The sequence below is a fragment of the Streptomyces sp. NPDC043996 genome, assembly GCF_056435225.1.
Map to the genome: position 1 here is coordinate 144841 of NZ_JBWKEY010000013.1, position 18992 is coordinate 163832.

An 18992-nucleotide genomic window follows, 5' to 3' on the forward strand; every position below is an offset into this window, starting at 1 on the left:
CTCCACGTCACCGGCCGCGGCGCGGTCCCCGCCCGTTGCGTGCCGCGCGAGGAGGCTCATCCTTCGGACTCACCGCTCATGAACAATGTGAGGGGCACACGCAAGGCGACATCGAGAGGAGCTGCCCTATGGGTACGTCGGCGGGCCGAGAAATGTGGTTGATGAGCCCGGGACGGCCGGAGGATGGCCGATTCCCTCACTGGCGACGTGGTGATTACGTCGCCATGGGCTACAGAGAGGCTGCGGGAGAACTCCGGCCGGGCATGAGCGACGAGGAGATAGACACTCTGGTTCGCACGGGATATCCCCACAAGACGGGAGGAAAGCGCAGGGACGTCGTCAGGAAGATGCGCTGGTTCGCCGACGAGATGGCCAAGGGCGATGTGATCGTGGTCGTGGATAACGACATGATCCACTTCGCCGTCGTCACAGGGGAGTTGCGGACATGTGCAACCGAGGAACAAGCGGGAGACGACTACCGGCGTCGCCGGGACGTGCAGTGGATCGCCTCGACCGCCCCACCTGCCGACCTGGCCACACTCATGAAGCGTCGCAAGCCTACGATCGCGCGGGTCAAGACCGAGCGGGACCGCTTGGAAAGGCTTCTGGTGGGCCCGACGGCCCCACAGACGGACTACGCTCGCCGCTGCCGCGAACTGGAGACCAGACGGGGAACTGGCTTCGTTCCCAAGCGCGTCGAGCGTACCGTCCTGGAATACGACCGCGACCCCGAAGCGCGCGCCCTCGTCATCGAGCGCTCCGGCGGCCGGTGTGAGAACCCTGAATGCGAGCACCCCGAGTTCAGCCACAAGACAGACACAGGTGACCCCGTCCTTGAAGTCGACCACGTCCATGACTTGGCCCTCGGCGGGCCCGACCACCCCATGAACATGATCGCGGTCTGCCCGAACTGCCACGCCATCAAGACCGTTGGCGCGGACCGCGACAGGCTGCGCGAGGTCTTCCGCCTGACTGCCACTGAACTCCACGCGGCCGCGAAGACCAGCGTCCGGCCACATTGACAGGTCGGCCCTGAAGTCAGGCTCCCTCAGCAGCTCCCAACGAAGAGGCCGGGGCCCGGATGGTCCGGGCCCCGGCAGTATCGGGACAGGGGCGGCTAGTGGTTGCCGTCGATCAGCTCACGCTGAGCGGCGGCAACCTCCATGCGGGCCGCGTCGACCGCGTACACCGTGAACCCGTACCGCTGCGTCGCGGCAGTCCGATCCGTGACGAACTGCCAGGTCAGCGACTCCAACTGCAAGGCCAGCCAGTCAAGCGCTTCGAGATCGGCGAGCATGGTCGACTCGTACGAGCGGCGGTCCCAGCCGGTGTCGACGCGGCGGGCGGACATGAACGCGCCGTGCGGTGCGCGGGCGTCGGTCGTCGCGTATGCCGCCAGGTGATCGGCCACGCTAGCGGGCAGTGTGACCACGGTGGTGGCCCGTTCGCGCAGCCACGAGGCGGCCGCCGGGAGCGCGGTGATCGTGGTGGTGCCGCCATCGGCCGGGGGCGCGTCCCACAGGGCCCGCAACACCGGCGTGGGCAGCGGCTCGGACTCCAGGAGCCGCACGGCCAGCGCGGACGGCAACCGCACCTCCACCGGCCCGGCGTCGTCCAGAACCGGGGCAGGGGCCCCCGCCCCCGCCGACATGGCGGGGGCGGGGGTCATCAGGGTCATGCCGCGACCGCCAGACGCGCGGCAGCCGCCCGGTAGTCGGCCCGGCGGGGCTTGTACGCCTCGGCCATGAGCGCCACCTCGTCGCGGCTGTAGCGGTAGACGGTCACCGCCCGGCGCACGCGCCCCGAGGTGGAGCGGCGTATGCGGGCGGCCGTTCCCTGGATACCGAGACGGCGGGCGGCGGTCCGCAGACCCGAGGCACAGCCCGAGGCCGCCGAGCGCTCCAGACCGGCGGCGATGGCGTGGGTGGCCAGGGAACGCGGGCCGGTGGCGACGCGGCGGGCGGCGCGGGGGATGTCGCGGCGGGCGCGGGCGGCGGCCTGGTGGGCGCGGACACGGTCGCGCAGGGCCGTGGTCAGGGCACGGCGGCGGGCTCGGCGCTGGGCGCGGGTGAGTGCCATACTGGGCAGCTCCAACTTTCGTGGTTGGTGTTGAGGCGGGCCCGATAGCTGTCCAGGCGGAGGGCCCGCCTCGTCGTTGTTCGACACCCCCAACGATGCCGAGCTGGGCACCCACAAAGCACTCCAGAGGCAGGTGCTCCGCACCACCTCACCTTCACCCTGACCAGCGGAACCAACGGCTGATGCCTGGCTTCGAGGGCACCGGGGCTCGCCAAGCTCCGTCTACGGCGAGAAGGGCAACGCGTCACCGGCCGGGGTCAGTCCGTCGGCCACCCACTTGTCGACCCAGAGATTCCGGCGCGGTGACGTTGAGCACGGCCGCCGGCCAGGTGCTCAACGTCACCTACCGCGGAGCGGGGGCCGCTTCGATATGCCCAACAATCCGCGACCGTCGCGGAAACGAAGCGGCCCCCACCGCGCACCGAGTGCGCGCCTCGCCAGTATGGAGCGGGGCGTGCCCAGCCCAGAGCCGACGCAGTCAACCAACCGTGCCCTTGGGAGCTGCCGATACCGCAGTTCAGCCTCCAAGTGGTCCTGCTTGCACGGTACGGTCCACCCTCCACGCGGGAAACGGCTCCCCGGTTGCCGCTCGCACGAAGGCAGGCTGCAATGCTCGTCGCTCAGAGCTGGGTTAGTACCGTCACCACTACCGTGCCCGTGGCCGCCTTGACCACGGTCCTCCTCGGCTTCGCCCTGGCCCACTGGCTCGCCCGCCGCCAGGAGTTCGGCAAATCACGCGCAGCGGCCGAGATCGCTCTGCGAGCGCGATTCCTCACGTTCCGGGCTGACTTCGAATACGCCCACGCACGCCTCCAGGCAACAAGCACCTACACACCAATCAGAGATGAAGCGATCTTCGACTTCCTCACCACGGCCATCGAGCACGGATACGCCCTTTCCGGGAGGCAGCAGCGTCAGCTCCGCTCAGCATTGGTAGATCTCTGCGGTGAGGACCGCGTATCCCTCGCCGAGGACGTCGGCCTTGCCGTCCGTGCGGAGGCCCCCGACGGCGCCACTCCCAACGCGATCTTCGCGTCCTTCATCCAGCTGCACTGGATCACCGCCCATCGCAAGCGGGCCCAGTCCGAAGGCGCTACCGATGGACTGCTGGACGAACTCGGCAGGGCGCAGGTACCTCACGAGGTGCACCCCAGGGCGGTCGCGGCCTTGGACCGGCTTCTCGCCACCGTCGGCGGCCGCATGGGACTCAGTGGTCGCGAGACTGAGCGACGCGGTCGGGCCCGGCTGCTCAAGGGTCGTCGGGCCCTCTAGCCTCGGGCTGCCCAAGAAGCGATCAGCTCGGGTGACGGCGACCGCGTTCTCAGAATTGACCAAATGAGAAGTCGTCGCGGTGGGCATGCACGATGTCCGAGTTGACCACCTCTCATGTTCTCGATTGCATTCTCTTAATGCTTTCTTGAAACATCGTCATGCGTGTAGCTTTTGATGCATGATCGACGAGTTCGACGCCCCGGCCGCCATCGAGCGCCACCCCTGCCCGATGTGCGACGTCCCAGCCGGGTCGGCCTGCCGTACGGGCGGTGGGAAGACCGCGAAGAAGTACCACACCCGCCGCCTCCAGCTCGTTCCCCGCGTCGCCGAGGAGCTGGAGGTACTGACCCCCGAGGACCGCAACCCGGGCAAGCGGTGGGCCCTCGGCCCGGATCCGGCCGAGCCCGGCCCGGCAGAACCGGACGGCCTGGACGAGGGGATCAAGACGATCCGGATCGGATACGCCCGCTGCTCCACCGCCACCCAGGAACTCCAGTCGCAGCTGGACGCCCTGGAGCCGGTGTGCTTCGAGGTGTTCCGCGAGAAGGTGTCCACCCGCGTCAAGGTGTGGCCCGAGTTCGAGAAGGCCGCCGCGATGGCCCGCCGCTTCAAGGAGCTGCACCCCAGCGTCCAGGTGGTCCTGGTCGTCCACGAGTTCCGGCGCCTGGGGCGCGGTGCCGAACTGCTGGCCACAGTGGAGGAGCTACGCAAGGCGGACATCGCCCTGGAGTTCCTGACCGGCCCCATCACCGGCCTTTACGACCCGGGCGACCGCCACGGCCAAGGCGCGATCCTCTTCGGCGTCCTCGCAGCCCTCTCCGGCGCGGAGCGCACCTACATCCGCGAGAAGACCCTCGAAGGCCAGGAGTCGGCCCGCAAGCGCGGCCGGACCGGCGGCCGCCCGCCATCGCTGGACGCCGACCAGATTGAATACGCCCTCGCGCTGCGCGCGAAGGGCACCCCGATGAAGGAGATCCGGCAGAAGATCGTCATCACCAAGGGCAAGCGCAAGGGGCGCAATCCGAGCTTGCCGACCCTCTACAGGGTCCTTGCCGAAGTCGAGGAGCCCGCAACCACGACTGCCTGACCCGGACTGGGCTCGCGCCGAAGTGTTCGCGAGTTTCGACAGCATCGCCTGATGCGCAACAGTCCACGATTCCATGAATTCAGGATATGCTGTATCCTTGTGGGGTGCTGACTGTTGCCTCCGACGTTGAGGTGCTGGCCCGGTTCGGCCGCGCGCTCGCCGACCCGATCCGCTGCCGCATCCTGCTCGCCCTGCGTGATGCCCCCGCCTACCCGGCCGACCTCGCCGACGCCCTCGCTGTCTCGCGGACCCGGCTGTCGAACCACCTTGCGTGCCTGCGTGACTGCGGGCTGGTCGTCACCGTCCCTGACGGCCGCCGCACCCGCTACGAGCTTGCCGACGAGCGCCTCGGCCACGCCCTGGACGACCTGCGCACCGCCGTGGTGGCCGTCGAGACCGATCGCACCTGCCCGGACGCCGAGACGAAGGGCTGCTGCTGACCATGACCGCCGAGATACCGATATCCCTGGGGCCCTCCCCGGCACGCCGTGACGCCCTCACCCGCCGCATACGCTTCCTCGTCGCAGCCACGATCACCTACAACGTCATCGAGGCGATCGTGGCCCTCACCGTCGGCACGCTGGCCTCCTCCACTGCCCTGATCGGCTTCGGCCTCGACTCGATCATCGAGGTCTCCTCCGCCGCCGCGGTCGCCTGGCAGTTCTCCGCGTCCGACCACGCCGTCCGCGAAGCCCGCGAGCAGCGCACCCTGCGGATCATCGCGGTCTCCTTCTTCGCCCTGGCCGCCTACGTCACTGTCGACGCCGTCCGCGCACTGGCCGGAACCGGTGAGGCCGAGAGCTCCGTTCCCGGCATCGTGCTGGCCGCGCTGTCGCTGGCGGTCATGCCGTTCCTGTCCGCCGCCCAGCGCAAGGCCGGGCGCGCACTCGGCTCCGCCTCAGCGGTCGCCGACTCCAAGCAGACTCTTCTGTGCACGTACCTGTCCGCCGTGCTGCTGGTGGGCCTCACCCTCAACGCCACCCTCGGCTGGTCCTGGGCCGACCCCATCGCCGCCCTCGCCATCGCCGCCATCGCCGTCAAGGAAGGCCGCGACGCCTGGCAAGGCAAGGGCTGCTGCACGCCTTCCACCCCCGGCGCGGTCCCCTCTACCAGTGCCAAGCCAGACGCGTGCGGCAACTGCCCGCCAGGATGCGACTGCTGCAAGTAGACCAACCGCTGGAGTCGAGGCCCCGGTACCCACCGGGGCCCTCTCCCGCGTTCAGCACCAAGCGGAGGAACGACCTTCGCGCCTGCGAGCGGGCGGGCCTCAGGTGCCTCCCATTCTCGTGAACATCGACCCCGGGCGAATCAAGCCACCTCCCAAGCTGCTGAACAAGTGCTGACCGAAGTCGTGAACAAAGCCACTCATCAGGACTCCGACTGTGAGTAGTTGAGGTACAGAAAGTGTCGGCGAGATTGATCTTGCTCGGCTAGCACACTGCCCGATGATGCTGCTGGGGTTCGGTGATACCTGCCGCTGGGGTGTCCAGGGCGACTACGGTTTCGGCCGTGCCGGTGGAGTTTCTGACTGATCACATCCTCCGTCGCTGCCGAAGCCCGCCAGCAGCAGGTCTGTGGCGGGCATCCCGGGCCACTGCACGGAGAGACTGTGGAAGGCTCATGAGGAGGTGATATCGAGATGCGGTCTCGCCGCATCTGCGAACGCACCCTGCGCCTGCCTCACTGCGCTGAGATCTGTGTTCCAGTCGAATTGGGGAAGGCCAGCGTTCCTTACCCATCCTTCAGCGCACATGGACAGATTCACACACGCACGCTCCACTGTGTGCGCTGCGTTGGCCACTTCTGGCGGACCGTATAGCTCGATCACTGCCAACGTGTCTCGCATACGTCTCAAGGTCTCGTTGATCTCGGCTTCCATGCGAGACCTATTCCGCCGGTAGCGGCGGCGTCGCCGAACGCCGCCATACTCGGCAGCCCACTCCCTCTCGAAGTTGAGATGGGAGGTCTGGTCCCTCAACTCCAGCGTCAGGGCTAGGAACGCGGAGCAGGCCGCCCCTCTCCCTCCACGCACCCACTGCATGTGAGCGGTGTCCGCCTGATGCTTGGCCGCCGCCCGGGAGGCATCAGCTTGGGCTCGGGCGCTGCGAGCTTGTGCAAGTGCTCCAGCGAAGCCGAAGGCACCGCCGATCGCTGCGCCAGCCAACGCGGATAGGACTTCATTCATGTTGAACGATGTTGCCGCACGGCAAAGGCATCGGGGCAAGGTTCGCCAAGGAGAAACCACGGCAGGTGATGGTGAGCACCTGGCCGGCGTGCGTGCTCGGCGTCACCTCGTCAGCACTCGGGCAGGACGGCGGACATCCGCATGCACGCCGGGTCGGCCTCGAAGCCGAGGGCCCGGTAGAGACCGGCGGAGTCGCCCTTGGCGTACACCTCGAACAGAGTGCAGCCCCGGTCGCGGAACCAGTCGACCAGGGCTGACGTGACAGCCGTGCCGTACCCGCGCCGCCGGTAGGCGGGCTCGGTGGCCACCACGTGGACCCGCCCGGCCAGCCCCTTCGGGTAGCGGGGGCCGGGCAAGACCCGGTAGGCCATACCGAGAGCCGAGGAGACCAGGCCTCGGCCGTCGGGGTCGTCGAGGACGAACGCGGCGAACAGCGGGTCGTTGACCAGCCGCTCGCGCAGGTCCTTGACCAGGGTCGCTGTCCAACGAGCATCCACCGGACTCGACAGGAGGAGGGTGCTGGGCATGCGGACCAATTCCGCTGCGTCGTCGGCGGTGGCCCGGCGAGGCACGGATGTCAGCACAGAGTCTCCCGGTTGTAGGCGGCGTCAGACGATGGGGCCGGGGCTTCCCGGTGGGTGGGGGACGGCCATCCATGTCCACGGGCGAGGGCCGTTCCGCCCGCGCAGGCACGCGACGCGGTGGCGGGCCTCGTCGGCGGTGTGGGGGTGGTCGATGGCGGTCTGGATGGCGAAGGTGGTCATGCGGAGTTCGCGGATGCCGCGCATCACCCCGAAGCCCTCGTACTCCGTCACGTCGTATCCGCCGTACGCGGTCACGAACCCGTCGTATTCGGCTCGGCTGACGGTGGCGGTGGTGGTGACCTTCACGGCCGTAGACGTCAGATCCCACTCCGGAGGTCCGATTGCGCCCGAGTCGAGGTCGAGGAGGAATGCCTGCCCGTCGAGAGTGAGGGCGACGTTCCCGGCCCAGGCATCCCCGTGCAGTGGGGCGTGGGCGAGACCGTCGTCCAGGGCGTGCCAGGCGTCGGCGAGCTCGTCGGCGTACGTGAGCAGCCATGTCATGTCGGCGTCGGTGGTGACGCCGGAGTCCCGCACGGCTTCGAGGCGGGCTCGGGCCTTGGCGGCGGGGTCAGACAGGGGAGGCAGATGGGCGGGGGCAGGCAGGCGGTGGAGCTGGCGCAGAAGGCGGGCGACGTCCTCGTGGCGGCCGTGGGTGTGGTCGGGGAGCTGGTGCCAGAACGTTGCGGCACGGTTTCCGGGTAGGTCCACAGCTGCGGACCGGGCGGGCCGGACGGCGGGGACGTCGTGGTCGGCGAGCCATTGGGCGGTGAGGAGTTCGCGATGGGCAGCGGCACGGCGTCCGGGGCGGGTGACACGGACGATGATGCGGCCGGGTATGGACCAGATGGCGTTGTCGGCAATCCGAACCGGCTGGGCTCCTGCCGGGTCCAGACCGGCGCTGCGGCAGGCGTCCATGACGAGCGGCCGTGTGTCCTGCGCCGCCGCATTGCTGGTGACTGTCACGGAGTGGTCCCCCTGCAGATGGTGCGGGTGATGCGGTCGCGTAACTGCTTTGCCTCGGCCACCACGCCGTGACCTTGGACGGTGCTGCGGGCGAGTTCTATCAGGCCCTGATCGGCACGGCCAGAGCGGATGCGGGTGGACTCCTCCAAGGCGATAGTCCCGATCTGCGCGGCTTCGTAGGGGTCACCGGTGGCCATGGTGAGCGTCGCCAGCTTCGTGCGGGAGAACACCCGGGAGCGGACGTAGGCGTCCGAGTGCTGGACGGTGGCTGCGGTGAGCCGATCCGTGGCGGCCTGGACGTGGTGCCGGTTGCGGGTGGTCATGGCGAGGTCGAACAGGGCATGGCCAATGTCGCCTTGGTGCTGGGCGTAGTCGTAGTACGCCATCCACGGCGGGTCGTCGGCCGGGCGGGTCCGGCTGAACGCGTCGTCGGCTTCCCCCACGGCGGTGAGGGTGGCTTTGACGTTCCCGGCCTTGGCGTGGGCACGGGCGCGGGCGATGGTCAGCATGGCGTGCTCGGTGGGGGTGAGCCGTTCAGAGCGGACCATGCCGAGTTCGGTGTGGGTCAGGGCGGCATTGGGGTCGTTCAGCCACGCGGCGTGGCGGGCGCGCCAGCTGTAGATCTTCCCGCGTAGATGCCATTCGCCGACCTCCTCAGCGCATGCGGCGGCGAAGGCGAACGCGTGGCGGGCGTCGTCGTGGGCGAAGGCATCGAAGCAGGTGGCGCCGGTGACCATGCCTAAGTGCGCGACGGCCGCGAAAAGTTGAGGGCGCAGGGCCCCAGGGCAGGGCAGGGCGAGCAGCTGGGCGGCCCAGGCGAGCTGTGCGGTGCCGGTCTGGCGGACCAGCCCACCGCCGCCGTGCTGGTTGTGCCACGACGACAGGCTCAGCGCCGCCTGCTGGACCTCGTCCACGTCCCCGGGCCTTACCTCGCCGGGCAGTTGGGGAACGGAAAGGCTGGCCAGGTGGGCGAGCGGAGACGGCACGGTGACGCCGCAGTCCACGACAGGGACCGGGGACGGGACTACGGGAGCGGACGGCGCCTGTGGTTCCTGGGCGGCGGTCGGGTCGAGGTCCAGGACGCTGGCGATGTACGGCCACCAGTACTCGGGGCCACGGGCACCGGTGAGCCAGCGGCGGGCGTTGGCGCGGTGGACGCGTCCAGGGTTTCCGCACTCGGCGACGCCGACGGCTCGGGCGAGGTCGCTGGGACCCCACCCCTTCGCTTCGCACGCCCGGCGGATCAGCTCCGCTACGGGCTGGTTCCTGGCCACCTCATCACCCCCTGGTCCTGGACTACGCGGGACTCCACGGGACTCCATCCTGGCCCCTCCCCACGGGCCGTACCCGGTCGTTCACTGAACATCCCCCGCCCGATCTTCGGAACCGTGAAGGGAGCCGACCATGGCCCGCACGAAGCACTCCCCGCGGACTGTGCTCCCGAGCACACGCGCCGGCCAGGTGCTCAGGATCACCTCAGACGTCGCCCTGCCCGTGAGGGGCGGCGCGGTCGGCCCGCTGGCACCAGCGGGCCGACCTGATCGCCGGGCCCGCCGGTCAGGCCGCCATCTCCATGCGCATCTGGTCCAGGGCATGGGCGGCGGCGTCACGGACGTCGGGCAGGCGGTGGGCGGCGGTGCGGATGATGCGCTGCAACTGGTGCGGGAGGCGTTGGCGTACGGCCTCGTTGAGCGCGGCGGTGAGGGTGTCGGCGGCGCCCGCCTGGTCGTCGCCGACGAGCCGTACGTGGGCGCTGGTGATCTGGGCGATCACGGCCCACTGGGCGCCAACTCCGATAGCGCCTGGGGCGTGGTCCACGAGTTCTATGGCGGCGCGAAGGCGGCCGGTGTCCACCAGGCCGCGCAGGCGGATCTCGTGCAGGGAGAACTCGTTGAACAGCGTGGTGTGTTCGGCGTGGTCCAAGAGCTGGTCGGCTTCGCGCATGACGGTGTCGAAGAGCGGCCCGTGGTGGAGTGCTCCGGCCGCTCGGGCGAGCAGGGGCAGCACGGCGGCCCGCGCCTCGGCGTTGGGGGCGAGGGCGGCGGCGTGCTGGAGGCGGTGGACGGCGGCGCCGGTCAGGCGGGCCTTGCGCAACTCGTTGCCGTGCATGCGCAGCACATTGGAGGTGAAGACGGGGTCGTCGAAGAACGTGGCGATCTGGAGGCTCTTGGCGGTCCAGCGGGCGGCGGTGGGCAGGCGTTCTTCGGGCAGGACGTTGCCCAGGGCGACGCCGAGACCGACGCGGGCGCGGGCCAGCAGGCGCAGGACCTCGCGTTCGCTGTGGCCGTCCTCGAGGCGGGCCTCCAGGCGGGCGACGAGCGGCCACAGTTCAGCGACGGCTTCGGAGGCATGGCCGGACTGGCGGGCGATCTCGGCAAGGCGGACAGTGGAGGCGCCGAACTGGACCATGGCGCGGTGGTCGGTGTCGGCCGGGTCGGTGACGCCGAGGACGTGCGGGGGCAGGCTGAGGCGTTCGGCGACGTGGCGGCGCGCGTCGGCGTCGTTCAGGGGGCGTTTGCCCAGTTCGATCGCCGAGATGGTCGTCTTGTCGTAGCCGAGGTGGGCGCCCAGTTCGGTCTGGTTGATGCCGTGCACGCTGCGGTGGAAGCGCAGGACGGCGCCCAGGTCGCGGCTGTTGAGGACGGCCTTGGCCTGGGGGGTGGCCCAGTGCCACAGGGCATGCTGAGCCGAGGGGCGCCGTACCAGCTCGCCGCCGGTCATGTCCGCTTACCCCTGGCGCCGGTACCAGGCGGCGATGGACTGCTTGTAGCCGTCGGGCATCGTCAGGCCGGGGACCTCGTCGGCGGTGAACAGGCCGATTTCCTTGTGCTCGTGGCTCAGGGCCGGTTCGGCGTCGGGGGTCAGGACGGTGCAGCCGTAGGTGATGATCACGACGCGGCGTTCGGGCAGGGTCTCGGGGAGCGGCTGGTAGATCCACACGTCCAGCAGCGGCCCGGCCTTCACGCTCCAGCCGGACTCTTCGCTGATCTCCCGCGCCACCGTCACCTCAGGCGTCGGGTCGTCCGGTTCCAGGCGGCCGCCGGGCAGCTCCCACTCCTCGCGCTCGTTCTTCAGCAGCAGCACCCGGCCGCGTGCGTCCAGGGCGACGCCCTTGACGGAGACGGGCCAGGTGGGGGGCGTGTACGCCATCGCAATCCTTCACGGTCGCGGCCGGTCGCGGGTGTTCGGAACGTAGCACGCCGCTTTCAACTCGCCGCCGGTATGAGCGAATTGCCCGAGTCGACAATCTGTCGCTTTACCGCCCGGCCGATCACTCCGAAGAGTTGTCACACCACCTCTGACGCGAAGGAGCTTTGCGATGGGCTCTGCACCCCCGCCGCCCGGTGACGTGTTCGCCCGCCACCGCGTCGACCCCCACCAGGGCGGCGCCGTTGCGCGCATCGCCCAGCGCCTGCGTACCAGCGGCCTGGTCACCTTCACCGGCATCACCTCGCGCACCGACGTCCTGAAGCTCGCCCACCGTGTCATGACCATCACCGAGCACCGTGACTCCGACTCCGACGGGCTGACCACGCTGCGCGACACCCGCCACCACGCCCACCGGGCCGGGTTCGCCGGGTTCGGCAACGGCTCCCTGGACCCGCACACCGAACGCTCCGGCGTCCCGTGCCCACCGAGGCTGATGATGCTGGTGTGCGGGCAGGCGGCCACCACGGGCGGCCAGTGCGTGCTGGTGGACGGCCGGGCCGTGCACGCCGACCTCACCACTGCCTCGCATGAAGCCGTCACCGCGTTCACCCAGCCGCGCAGCGCCTACTTCGGCGCCGGAGACGGTCACCCCACCCAGGTGTTCACCGCTCACCGCGACCACTGTGTCTCGGTGCGGCTGCGTCTGGACGGCCTCGCCCGGTTCAGCCCGATCGTGCAGCCCTACCTACCGCAGCTGCGGGCCGCTCTCGCCCGCCATCAGGTCCTGCTGCCGCTCGCTGCGGGCGAGGGCTATCTCCTGGACAACCGGCGCTGGCTCCACGCCCGGACCGCGTTCACCGGCGACCGTGCGTGCTGGCGCGCGCTGGGCCAGCCCCGTTTCCCCTTGGCCGACGGGTTCGCCCCTGATCCGGTCGCGGCGTCGGTGCCGGTGTTGGTGGGACCGTGATCATGACCACCCACGACAGAACTCCCGACGAGGTGACCGCGAGCACAGGCGCCGGCGAGGTGCTCCACGACACCTCCGCGGCCGAGCTGCCCGACCGGGCAGCCGTGACGCGGGACGTGGAACTCGCCCTCGCCATGGCCGAGCACCGTACGAGCGTGTGGGACCAGCGAGCGGTTCGCGACCGGCTGCGCCGCTACGTCACCGCGCTGGCCGACCCGGCCGACGCCTACGCCCACTCGCTGTCCGACGGCCGGGCGCGGGACATCGCGGTCGACACCGTGCGCCACGCCCGCGCGGTCGCCTGCGACCAGGGCTATGACCCGGTGGCCCACCTGCGGCTGCTCGCCAAGGCGGCGGACTACACCGCCCGGTACGCGGCAGCCGCCCGACGGACGGAGACGGGCCAGTGAGCGCCGCCCACGCGCGTCCTCGCACGCGCCGTTCGCGAACGCGGGGCCCTCGCGTCACCGATCCGGTGAACAGCGTCCTCGGCGTCCTCGGGGTGGCGTGCGGCATCACCGCCTCGGGCCTGCTGGCCTCGCTCATGGACGCGGAGATCAACGACCGAGCGCCGACGATCCCGTGGGTGATGCCCGACAGACCCGATGCCCCCTAAAGGAGAGATCTGGCCATGCCCGACGCCGCTCGGCGCGCATGGTCAAGCAGGGGGTCCCCGGTGGCTAGCCTCCGGGGACTCAAGCCGAGAACAAGGCCCAACCCGCCACATCTGCCGAGAAGTTGTGCAAGACGATGCACCATAGGAAGGACCCGCTCATGACCGATGCGACCGCCGACTCCGAGCAGGCCAGGAAGCTGCGCGACAAGGTCGTAGATCAGCTCGTCGAGGACGGCACGATCGTCTCGAAGGAAGTCGAGACCGTCATGCGCAAGGTCCCCCGGCACCTGTTCGCCCCGGAAGCGCCCCTGGAAGAGGCGTACAGCGCCTACAACGCTGTGGTCACCAAGCGGGATGAAGACGGGATCGCTGTGAGCTCGGTGTCGGCGCCGCAGGTCCAGGCGTTCATGCTGGAGCAGGCCGACGTCCGCTCGGGGATGCGGGTGCTGGAGGTCGGCTCCGGTGGTCTCAACGCCGCCTATCTGACCGAGATCGTCGGCGGTTCCGGCGAGGTCACCACGGTGGACATCGACCCGTTCGTGACCGAGCGGGCCAGCCGCCTGACCGCCGAGACCGGATACTCGAACGTCCGTGTCGTGCTCGCCGATGCCGTGGAGGGCGTGCCCGCGCACGCCCCCTACGACCGGATCATGATCACGGTCGGGGCGTGGGACATCCCGCCCGCGTGGATCGAGCAGCTGACCGAGGGCGGCAGCCTCGTGGTGCCCCTGCGGATCAATGGCCTGACCCGCTCCGTCAGCTTCGTGCGGGAGGGGGACCACTTGGTCAGCACCTCGACGCGGATCTGCGGGTTCGTGTCGATGCGGGGCGCCGCCGAGCACGACGACGAACTCCTGTTGGTCAACGGCACCGATGAGATTGCCCTGCGGTTCGATGACGGGCTGCCCGCAGAGCCGAGCCTGCTGGACAACGCGGTGCGCTATCCCAGGGCCGAGGTGTGGACGGGGGTGACCGTCGGCCGGGGGGTGCCGGTGGACACGTTCCAGCTGTACCTGGCCACCGTGCTGCCGGGCTTTTGCACCATGGCCGTGGACCCGGACTTGGACACCGGCCTGGTGGCCCCGCGTAACAAGCGGTTTTCGATGGCCAGTGTGGACGGGCCGAACTTCGGCTACGTCACCACGCGCCCCACCGCTGACGACCAGCGGTTGGAGTTCGGCGTGCACGCGCTGGGGCCCGACGGCCCGGACGTCGCCGAGAAGATCGCGGAGCACGTACGCACCTGGGACCGGGAACACCGAGGCGGCCCCGGCCCCCGCATCGCGGTCTACCCGGCCGGAACTCCCGACGAACTCCTTCCCGAACTTCCCGGTGGACGGGTGATCGACAAGATCCACTGCCGGGTCACGCTCTCCTGGCCCACGGCACATGCCGTTCAGGGACAGGAGTCCTCGCACGACACGACCAACCAGGGAGAGTGATCGCCCCATGCAGGACCTCCTCATAGCCCCGGACACGACGACATCCCCCGAAGCCGAGGACGACCTCGACGACTTCAGCCTCGACGTGCGCGTTGTCGTGGCGACCCGCCCGAACGCCAAGCTGAAGAACTGCCCCACGGATGACGGGTGCGGCAACACCTGCCAGAACGGCGCCAGCGCCTGCGACTCGTTCATCGGCGACCCGGCCTGACCGATCTCCAGGGGCGTGCCGGGCACCGGCCCGGCACGCCCCGGCACCCCCGTGATCTTGCTGTGGAGGCACCCTGTGGCATCGAGTTCACCCGTGAGCCACCGATACCGGGCCGGAGTACTGCTACGCGCTACCACCGACCCGGGGGCCCTGGACATCCCCGCGGACCTTGATCTGTTCGGTGACCTGGCGGGGGCGCGGGCGTGGCTGGCGGCCATGTGGCAGCGCGAGGAGGTCCGGGACACGCTGAGCGCGGCCAGCCCCGCCCTGTGCCGCCAGATCACCGCACTGGCCGGTCAGCGGGCCGAGCCGCGCCAGGTGCGCCGGACCGTTGTATCGCTTGCCTCGTATCTGCTGCGCTGGCAGGAACGCCCCACGCCGTTCGGCCTGTTCGCCGGGATAGCCCCGGCACGAATAGGCGACGCGCCGAAGGTGGTGTGGGGGCGCGAGCACCGCACCACGGTGCGGGCCGACGCGCAATGGCTCGGCGCCATCGTCGCCCGCCTTCACCAGTGCCCCCAGCTCCTGGAACGCCTGACCGTGATGGCGAGCGACGCCGGGCACGTCCGGGGCGAGCGCTATGCGGCGCCGGGCGCCCCAGAAGACGGCGGGAAGGAACTGGCGCCGGTAGAGGTGTCCGTGCGCCACACCCGCCCCGTCGCCGCCGCCCTCGACGCCGCCCGTTCCCCCATCCGGTACGGCACGCTGCGCGAACGGCTCGGGGAGCAGTTCCCGACCGCGCGGCCGGACCGGATCGACGCCATGCTCGGCGGCCTGATCGGACAGAGCATTCTGATCACCAGCCTGCGGGCTCCCATGACCTGCCTTGATGCCCTCGGGCATGTGTGCGCCACGCTCGATGCGGCCGACGCGCACACCATCCCCGCCATCGCGGACCTCGTCCGTGAACTCCACGCGGTCCACGACGAGATGACGAGCCCTGGCCGGTGGTCGGCCCGGCCCGGCCTGACGGCACGGATGACGGCGCTCAGCGACGTGGCGCCGGTGCCGCTGGTCACCGACACCGCTGTGGACTGTGACGTCCAGATCCCCGAGAAGGTCGCCGAGGAGGTGCAGGAAGCCGTCAGCGTCCTGCACCGGCTCTCGCCCCACCCCGTCGGCCATCCGGCCTGGCGGGACTATCACGGCCGGTTCAGGGCGAGGTTCGGGCCCGGCGCCGTCGTACCGCTCCTGGACCTAGTGGCCGACAGCGGACTCGGCTTCCCCAGCGGGTTCCTGGGGTCCGCGTACAAGAGCCCCGCCCGACCGCTGGGCGAGCGCGACGAGAAGGTTCTCCGTCTCGTTCAGGACGCCACGCTGGGCGGGGACGGGGAGATCGTCCTCACTGAGCAGGTGATCGCCGAGCTGGAGGAGGACGGCGTGGACGTGGTGCTCGCGCCCCGGGTGGAGGCGTCCTTCGAGATCCACGCCGAATCGGTGGAGGCCCTGGCCCATGGATCGTTCCGTCTCCTGCTCACCGGGACGCCACGGCCGGGCAGCAGCATGGCCGGACGCTTCGCCCACCTGCTCCCCGCCGAGGACCAAGCCCTGCTGTCCGACACTTACCAGGCCGCCGACCTCGACGCGGTGGCGGCGCAGATCTCGTTCACGCCGCGTCGGCGGCGCAACGAGAACATCGCCCGCACCCCCCAACTACTCCCGCACCTGATCCCCGTGGCCGAACACCGGGACCCGTCTCCGGACGTGATCGCGCTGGCAGATCTCGCCGTGACCGCCGACGCGCGGACCTTCCACCTCGTCCAGCTCTCCACCGGCAGGCGCGTCGAGCCGCGCATGGTGCACGCGCTGGAAGCGGGGGTGCAGACGCCGCCGCTCGCGCGGTTCCTCGCAGAGATCGCCACTGCCCGGTGCGTGGTGTACCAGTCCTTCGACTTCGGCGCCGCCGCCGGTCTGCCGTACCTGCCCCGGGTCCGCTACAAGCGCACCGTCCTGGCCCCGGCCCGCTGGCTGCTGAACGCGGCCGAGCTGCCCGGCCCGACCGCCACGGCGACCGCGTGGGAGGACGGCCTCGCTGCGTGGCGGGCCCGGTGGCGTGTGCCCGATCGCGTCACGGTGGCCGAGCACGAACAGCGCCTACGGCTGGACCTGGCCCACCCGGTCCACCGCCTCGTCCTGCGCACCCGCCTTACCGCCGCCCGCCACCTCGAACTACGCGAAGCGCCCACCCGGCGCGAGCTCGCGTGGATCGGACGCGCCCATGAGGTGCTGCTGCCGATGGCCCGGACCGCCCGCCAGGTGACGACCAGCACCTCGCCGGCCGCGGTGCTCCACCTCACCTCCGGCGGTCACCTTCCCGGCCGATCCACCGTCCTCGCCGTGAGGCTGAACGCCCATCCGGAGCGCTACGACGAGATCCTGACCGAGCACCTGCCCTGCTGGGCAGACGACTTCGAGGATCCGCCGCAGTGGTGGTTCAGCCGTCACCGCTCCCTGCCCCGCCCAGACGCCGACCAGCACCTTGCCCTGTACCTCCGGCTGCCCGACCCTGGCGCCTACGCCCACGCGGCCGAAGCGGTCCACGACTGGGCGGATCGGCTGCGGCGCGGGCGCCTGGTGGCCCAGATGTCTCTGGACACCTACGAGCCCCCCGCCGGGCAGTACGGCCACGGACCGGCCTTGGAGGCCGCGTACGCGGTCTTCGCCGCCGACTCGGCCGCAGCGCTCGCCCAGATCCGCATGACGGCCCAGGCCGCCGGGCTCCATGCGCCGTCCCTGACCGCATCGAGCCTGGTCGATCTGGCCGCCCGCTTCGCCCCCGCCGTCGAGGACGGCCTCGCCTGGCTGGTCGAGCACCTTCCCCGCGAGCACGGCCCGCTGGAGCGGGCCCTGCGCGACCAGGCCCTGGACCTCACCGCCCCGCACGATCCCGGGACCGCCCTGGGGGTCTTGCCCGGCGGCGGTGACGTGGCGGCAGCCTGGCAGACACGGGCCACCGCGCTGAGCGTCTACCGCGAGGCCGTGGGCGCTGAACGCGAACCGCTCGCGGTCCTGCGGCCCTTGCTCCGCCTGCACCAGGTGCGTGCCCTGGGGCTCGCGCCGGACTTGTGGCGGATCACTGAGCGTCTGGCACGGGCCTGCGCCCTGCGCCACTGCGTCAGGAGGCCAGCGTGACCGTCTCGGCACCGGCCACCGACCTTTCCGCCACGGCCGACGTCTTCGCCCGCCGCCTCGCCGTGCCCGAGCCCCCGCCGCCGGAGGAACCCTGGCGGGCCCAGTCCCTCGCCCGTGGCACGGCCGGGGGCGCCCTGCTCCACATCGAACGCGCCCACACCGGACAGGGAACGTGGCGGCAAGCGCACGCCTGGATCGCGAGCGCCGTGACCGGCGAGGTCAGCGCCGCTGACAACACCGGCCTGTTCCTCGGTGCCCCCGCCGTCGCGTTCATGCTCCATGCGGCCAGCGTCGGCGACCGGCCCCGCTACAGCGATGCCCTGGCGTCCGTGGACGGCCACGTCGGCGACCTCGCGCACCGGCGGGCCACGGCCGCGATGGACCGCATCAGGCGGGGCGAGCTGACCGTCTTCGGCGAGTACGACCTCTTCTTCGGCCTGACCGGAATCGGCGCCTACCTCCTGGGCCGCGATCCCGGCTCCAGCGCGCTGGAACGAGTCCTTGCCTACCTCGTCGCGCTCACCCGGCCCGTGACGAGCGACGGCCGGACAGTGCCCGGCTGGTGGGTTGCCCACGACCAGCACACCCGCACCTCCGCCCGGTTCCCCGGCGGGCACAGCAACCACGGCGCCGCGCACGGCATCACCGGACCGCTCCTCCTCCTGGCACAGGCCATGCGGCGCGGGATCACCGTGGACGGCCACAGCGAGGCCATCGCCACCATCGGCGCCTGGCTCGACGCCTGGCGGCAAGACAGCGAGCGGGGACCGTGGTGGCCCGAGTGCGTCACCGCGTCCGACCTGCGCACCGGACGGACCAGCCAGCCCGGCCCCGCCCGGCCGTCCTGGTGCTACGGCACCCCCGGCATCGCCCGCGCCGGGCAACTCGCCGCCATCGCCACCGGCGACCCGGCCAGGCAGCGGGCCTACGAGCACGCCCTCACCGCGTGCCTGAGCGACCAGACGCAACTGGACCGGCTCACCGATGCGGGCCTGTGCCACGGCTGGGCGGGCGTCTACCAGAGCGCATGGCATGCCGCCCGCGACGCCACCACCTCGGCCCTGCGCGAGCAACTGCCGCTTGTGGCCGCTGCGCTGGCCCGCCAGGCCCGGACCGGCATCGAGGCCCGGCCGGGCTTCCTCGAAGGCGACGCGGGCACCGCCCTGGCCATGATGACCGCCGCGCAGAACACCGCGCCGACTTCCGGATGGGACGCCTGCCTGCTGATCACCTGACCACCCCCGTCCCGCCCAGGTGCTCCACATCACCGTCCGCGGAGAGGAGATCCCCCGTGCAAGCCCCCG

At 70.6% G+C, this 18992-nt stretch carries 19 protein-coding genes; 12 read left to right on the forward strand and 7 right to left on the reverse strand.

The features are described 5' to 3' along the window. Nucleotides 1-224: 224 nt before the first annotated feature. The gene (locus AC07A4_RS30390) at nucleotides 225-1022 is read left to right on the forward strand and encodes an HNH endonuclease (protein WP_478604669.1); all 798 of its coding nucleotides are present in this window, start codon (nucleotides 225-227) and stop codon (nucleotides 1020-1022) included. A gap of 95 nt (nucleotides 1023-1117) precedes the next feature. Here AC07A4_RS30390 and AC07A4_RS30395 read toward each other — a convergent pair whose 3' ends face one another. Together AC07A4_RS30395 and AC07A4_RS30400 are read right to left on the reverse strand one after the other, a co-directional pair. Beyond that, on the reverse strand, nucleotides 1118-1678 hold the full coding sequence (locus AC07A4_RS30395) for a hypothetical protein (protein WP_478604671.1): 561 nt from the start codon (nucleotides 1676-1678) through the stop codon (nucleotides 1118-1120). Continuing rightward, on the reverse strand, nucleotides 1675-2079 hold the full coding sequence (locus AC07A4_RS30400) for a hypothetical protein (RefSeq protein WP_478604674.1): 405 nt from the start codon (nucleotides 2077-2079) through the stop codon (nucleotides 1675-1677). The genes AC07A4_RS30395 and AC07A4_RS30400 overlap by 4 nt, the downstream gene beginning before the upstream one ends. 657 nt (nucleotides 2080-2736) lie before the next feature. On the opposite strand from AC07A4_RS30400, the gene AC07A4_RS30405 reads away from it, so the two are divergent. The 4 genes from AC07A4_RS30405 (at nucleotide 2737) to AC07A4_RS30420 (ending at nucleotide 5606) form a co-directional block, all read left to right on the forward strand. Then, nucleotides 2737-3351 carry a hypothetical protein gene (locus AC07A4_RS30405; protein WP_478604677.1) on the forward strand — a complete coding sequence of 205 codons (615 nt, stop codon included), beginning with the start codon at nucleotides 2737-2739 and terminating at the stop codon, nucleotides 3349-3351. 178 nt (nucleotides 3352-3529) lie between these two features. Further along, a complete protein-coding gene (locus AC07A4_RS30410; RefSeq protein ID WP_478604679.1) occupies nucleotides 3530-4438 on the forward strand; it encodes a recombinase family protein in 909 nt (302 codons plus the stop codon). Between the two features lie 104 nt (nucleotides 4439-4542). Then, entirely contained in the window at nucleotides 4543-4878 is a 336-nt protein-coding gene (locus AC07A4_RS30415; protein ID WP_478604681.1) for an ArsR/SmtB family transcription factor, read from the forward strand. Between the two features lie 2 nt (nucleotides 4879-4880). Then, on the forward strand, nucleotides 4881-5606 hold the full coding sequence (locus tag AC07A4_RS30420) for a cation efflux transmembrane domain-containing protein (protein WP_478604684.1): 726 nt from the start codon (nucleotides 4881-4883) through the stop codon (nucleotides 5604-5606). A gap of 1127 nt (nucleotides 5607-6733) precedes the next feature. Here AC07A4_RS30420 and AC07A4_RS30425 read toward each other — a convergent pair. The 5 genes from AC07A4_RS30425 to AC07A4_RS30445 form a co-directional block, all read right to left on the reverse strand. After that, the gene (locus AC07A4_RS30425; protein ID WP_478604687.1) at nucleotides 6734-7150 is read right to left on the reverse strand and encodes a GNAT family N-acetyltransferase; all 417 of its coding nucleotides are present in this window, start codon (nucleotides 7148-7150) and stop codon (nucleotides 6734-6736) included. Nucleotides 7151-7231: 81 nt separating this feature from the next. Then, nucleotides 7232-8170, reverse strand: coding sequence for a phosphotransferase enzyme family protein (locus tag AC07A4_RS30430; protein ID WP_478604688.1), 939 nt, complete (start codon nucleotides 8168-8170; stop codon nucleotides 7232-7234). Next, nucleotides 8167-9444 (reverse strand): XRE family transcriptional regulator, encoded by a 1278-nt coding sequence (locus AC07A4_RS30435; RefSeq protein ID WP_478604691.1) that lies wholly within the window; start codon nucleotides 9442-9444, stop codon nucleotides 8167-8169. Before AC07A4_RS30435 ends, AC07A4_RS30430 begins: the two co-directional genes overlap by 4 nt. 283 nt (nucleotides 9445-9727) lie before the next feature. Next, on the reverse strand, nucleotides 9728-10891 hold the full coding sequence (locus AC07A4_RS30440) for a helix-turn-helix domain-containing protein (protein WP_478604694.1): 1164 nt from the start codon (nucleotides 10889-10891) through the stop codon (nucleotides 9728-9730). A gap of 6 nt (nucleotides 10892-10897) precedes the next feature. Beyond that, nucleotides 10898-11320: an NUDIX hydrolase gene (locus AC07A4_RS30445; protein ID WP_478604696.1), complete on the reverse strand. Its 423-nt coding sequence runs from the start codon at nucleotides 11318-11320 to the stop codon at nucleotides 10898-10900. Between the two features lie 169 nt (nucleotides 11321-11489). Between AC07A4_RS30445 and AC07A4_RS30450 the strand changes: the two genes are divergently transcribed. The 7 genes from AC07A4_RS30450 (at nucleotide 11490) to AC07A4_RS30480 (ending at nucleotide 18923) form a co-directional block, all read left to right on the forward strand. Then, a complete protein-coding gene (locus tag AC07A4_RS30450) occupies nucleotides 11490-12287 on the forward strand; it encodes a TauD/TfdA family dioxygenase (RefSeq protein ID WP_478604699.1) in 798 nt (265 codons plus the stop codon). Between the two features lie 2 nt (nucleotides 12288-12289). Further along, on the forward strand, nucleotides 12290-12697 hold the full coding sequence (locus AC07A4_RS30455; protein WP_478604702.1) for a hypothetical protein: 408 nt from the start codon (nucleotides 12290-12292) through the stop codon (nucleotides 12695-12697). 65 nt (nucleotides 12698-12762) lie between these two features. Next, on the forward strand, nucleotides 12763-12903 hold the full coding sequence (locus tag AC07A4_RS30460; RefSeq protein ID WP_478604704.1) for a hypothetical protein: 141 nt from the start codon (nucleotides 12763-12765) through the stop codon (nucleotides 12901-12903). A gap of 158 nt (nucleotides 12904-13061) precedes the next feature. Further along, the gene (gene fxlM, locus AC07A4_RS30465) at nucleotides 13062-14345 is read left to right on the forward strand and encodes a methyltransferase, FxLD system (protein WP_478604706.1); all 1284 of its coding nucleotides are present in this window, start codon (nucleotides 13062-13064) and stop codon (nucleotides 14343-14345) included. A gap of 7 nt (nucleotides 14346-14352) precedes the next feature. Continuing rightward, nucleotides 14353-14556 (forward strand): FxLD family lanthipeptide, encoded by a 204-nt coding sequence (locus tag AC07A4_RS30470; protein WP_478604709.1) that lies wholly within the window; start codon nucleotides 14353-14355, stop codon nucleotides 14554-14556. Nucleotides 14557-14649: 93 nt separating this feature from the next. Then, nucleotides 14650-17688, forward strand: a complete 3039-nt coding sequence (locus tag AC07A4_RS30475) for a lantibiotic dehydratase (protein WP_478604711.1) — start codon at nucleotides 14650-14652, stop codon at nucleotides 17686-17688. Continuing rightward, the gene (locus tag AC07A4_RS30480; protein ID WP_478604714.1) at nucleotides 17685-18923 is read left to right on the forward strand and encodes a lanthionine synthetase C family protein; all 1239 of its coding nucleotides are present in this window, start codon (nucleotides 17685-17687) and stop codon (nucleotides 18921-18923) included. Before AC07A4_RS30475 ends, AC07A4_RS30480 begins: the two co-directional genes overlap by 4 nt. The last annotated feature ends 69 nt before the right edge of the window (nucleotides 18924-18992 follow it).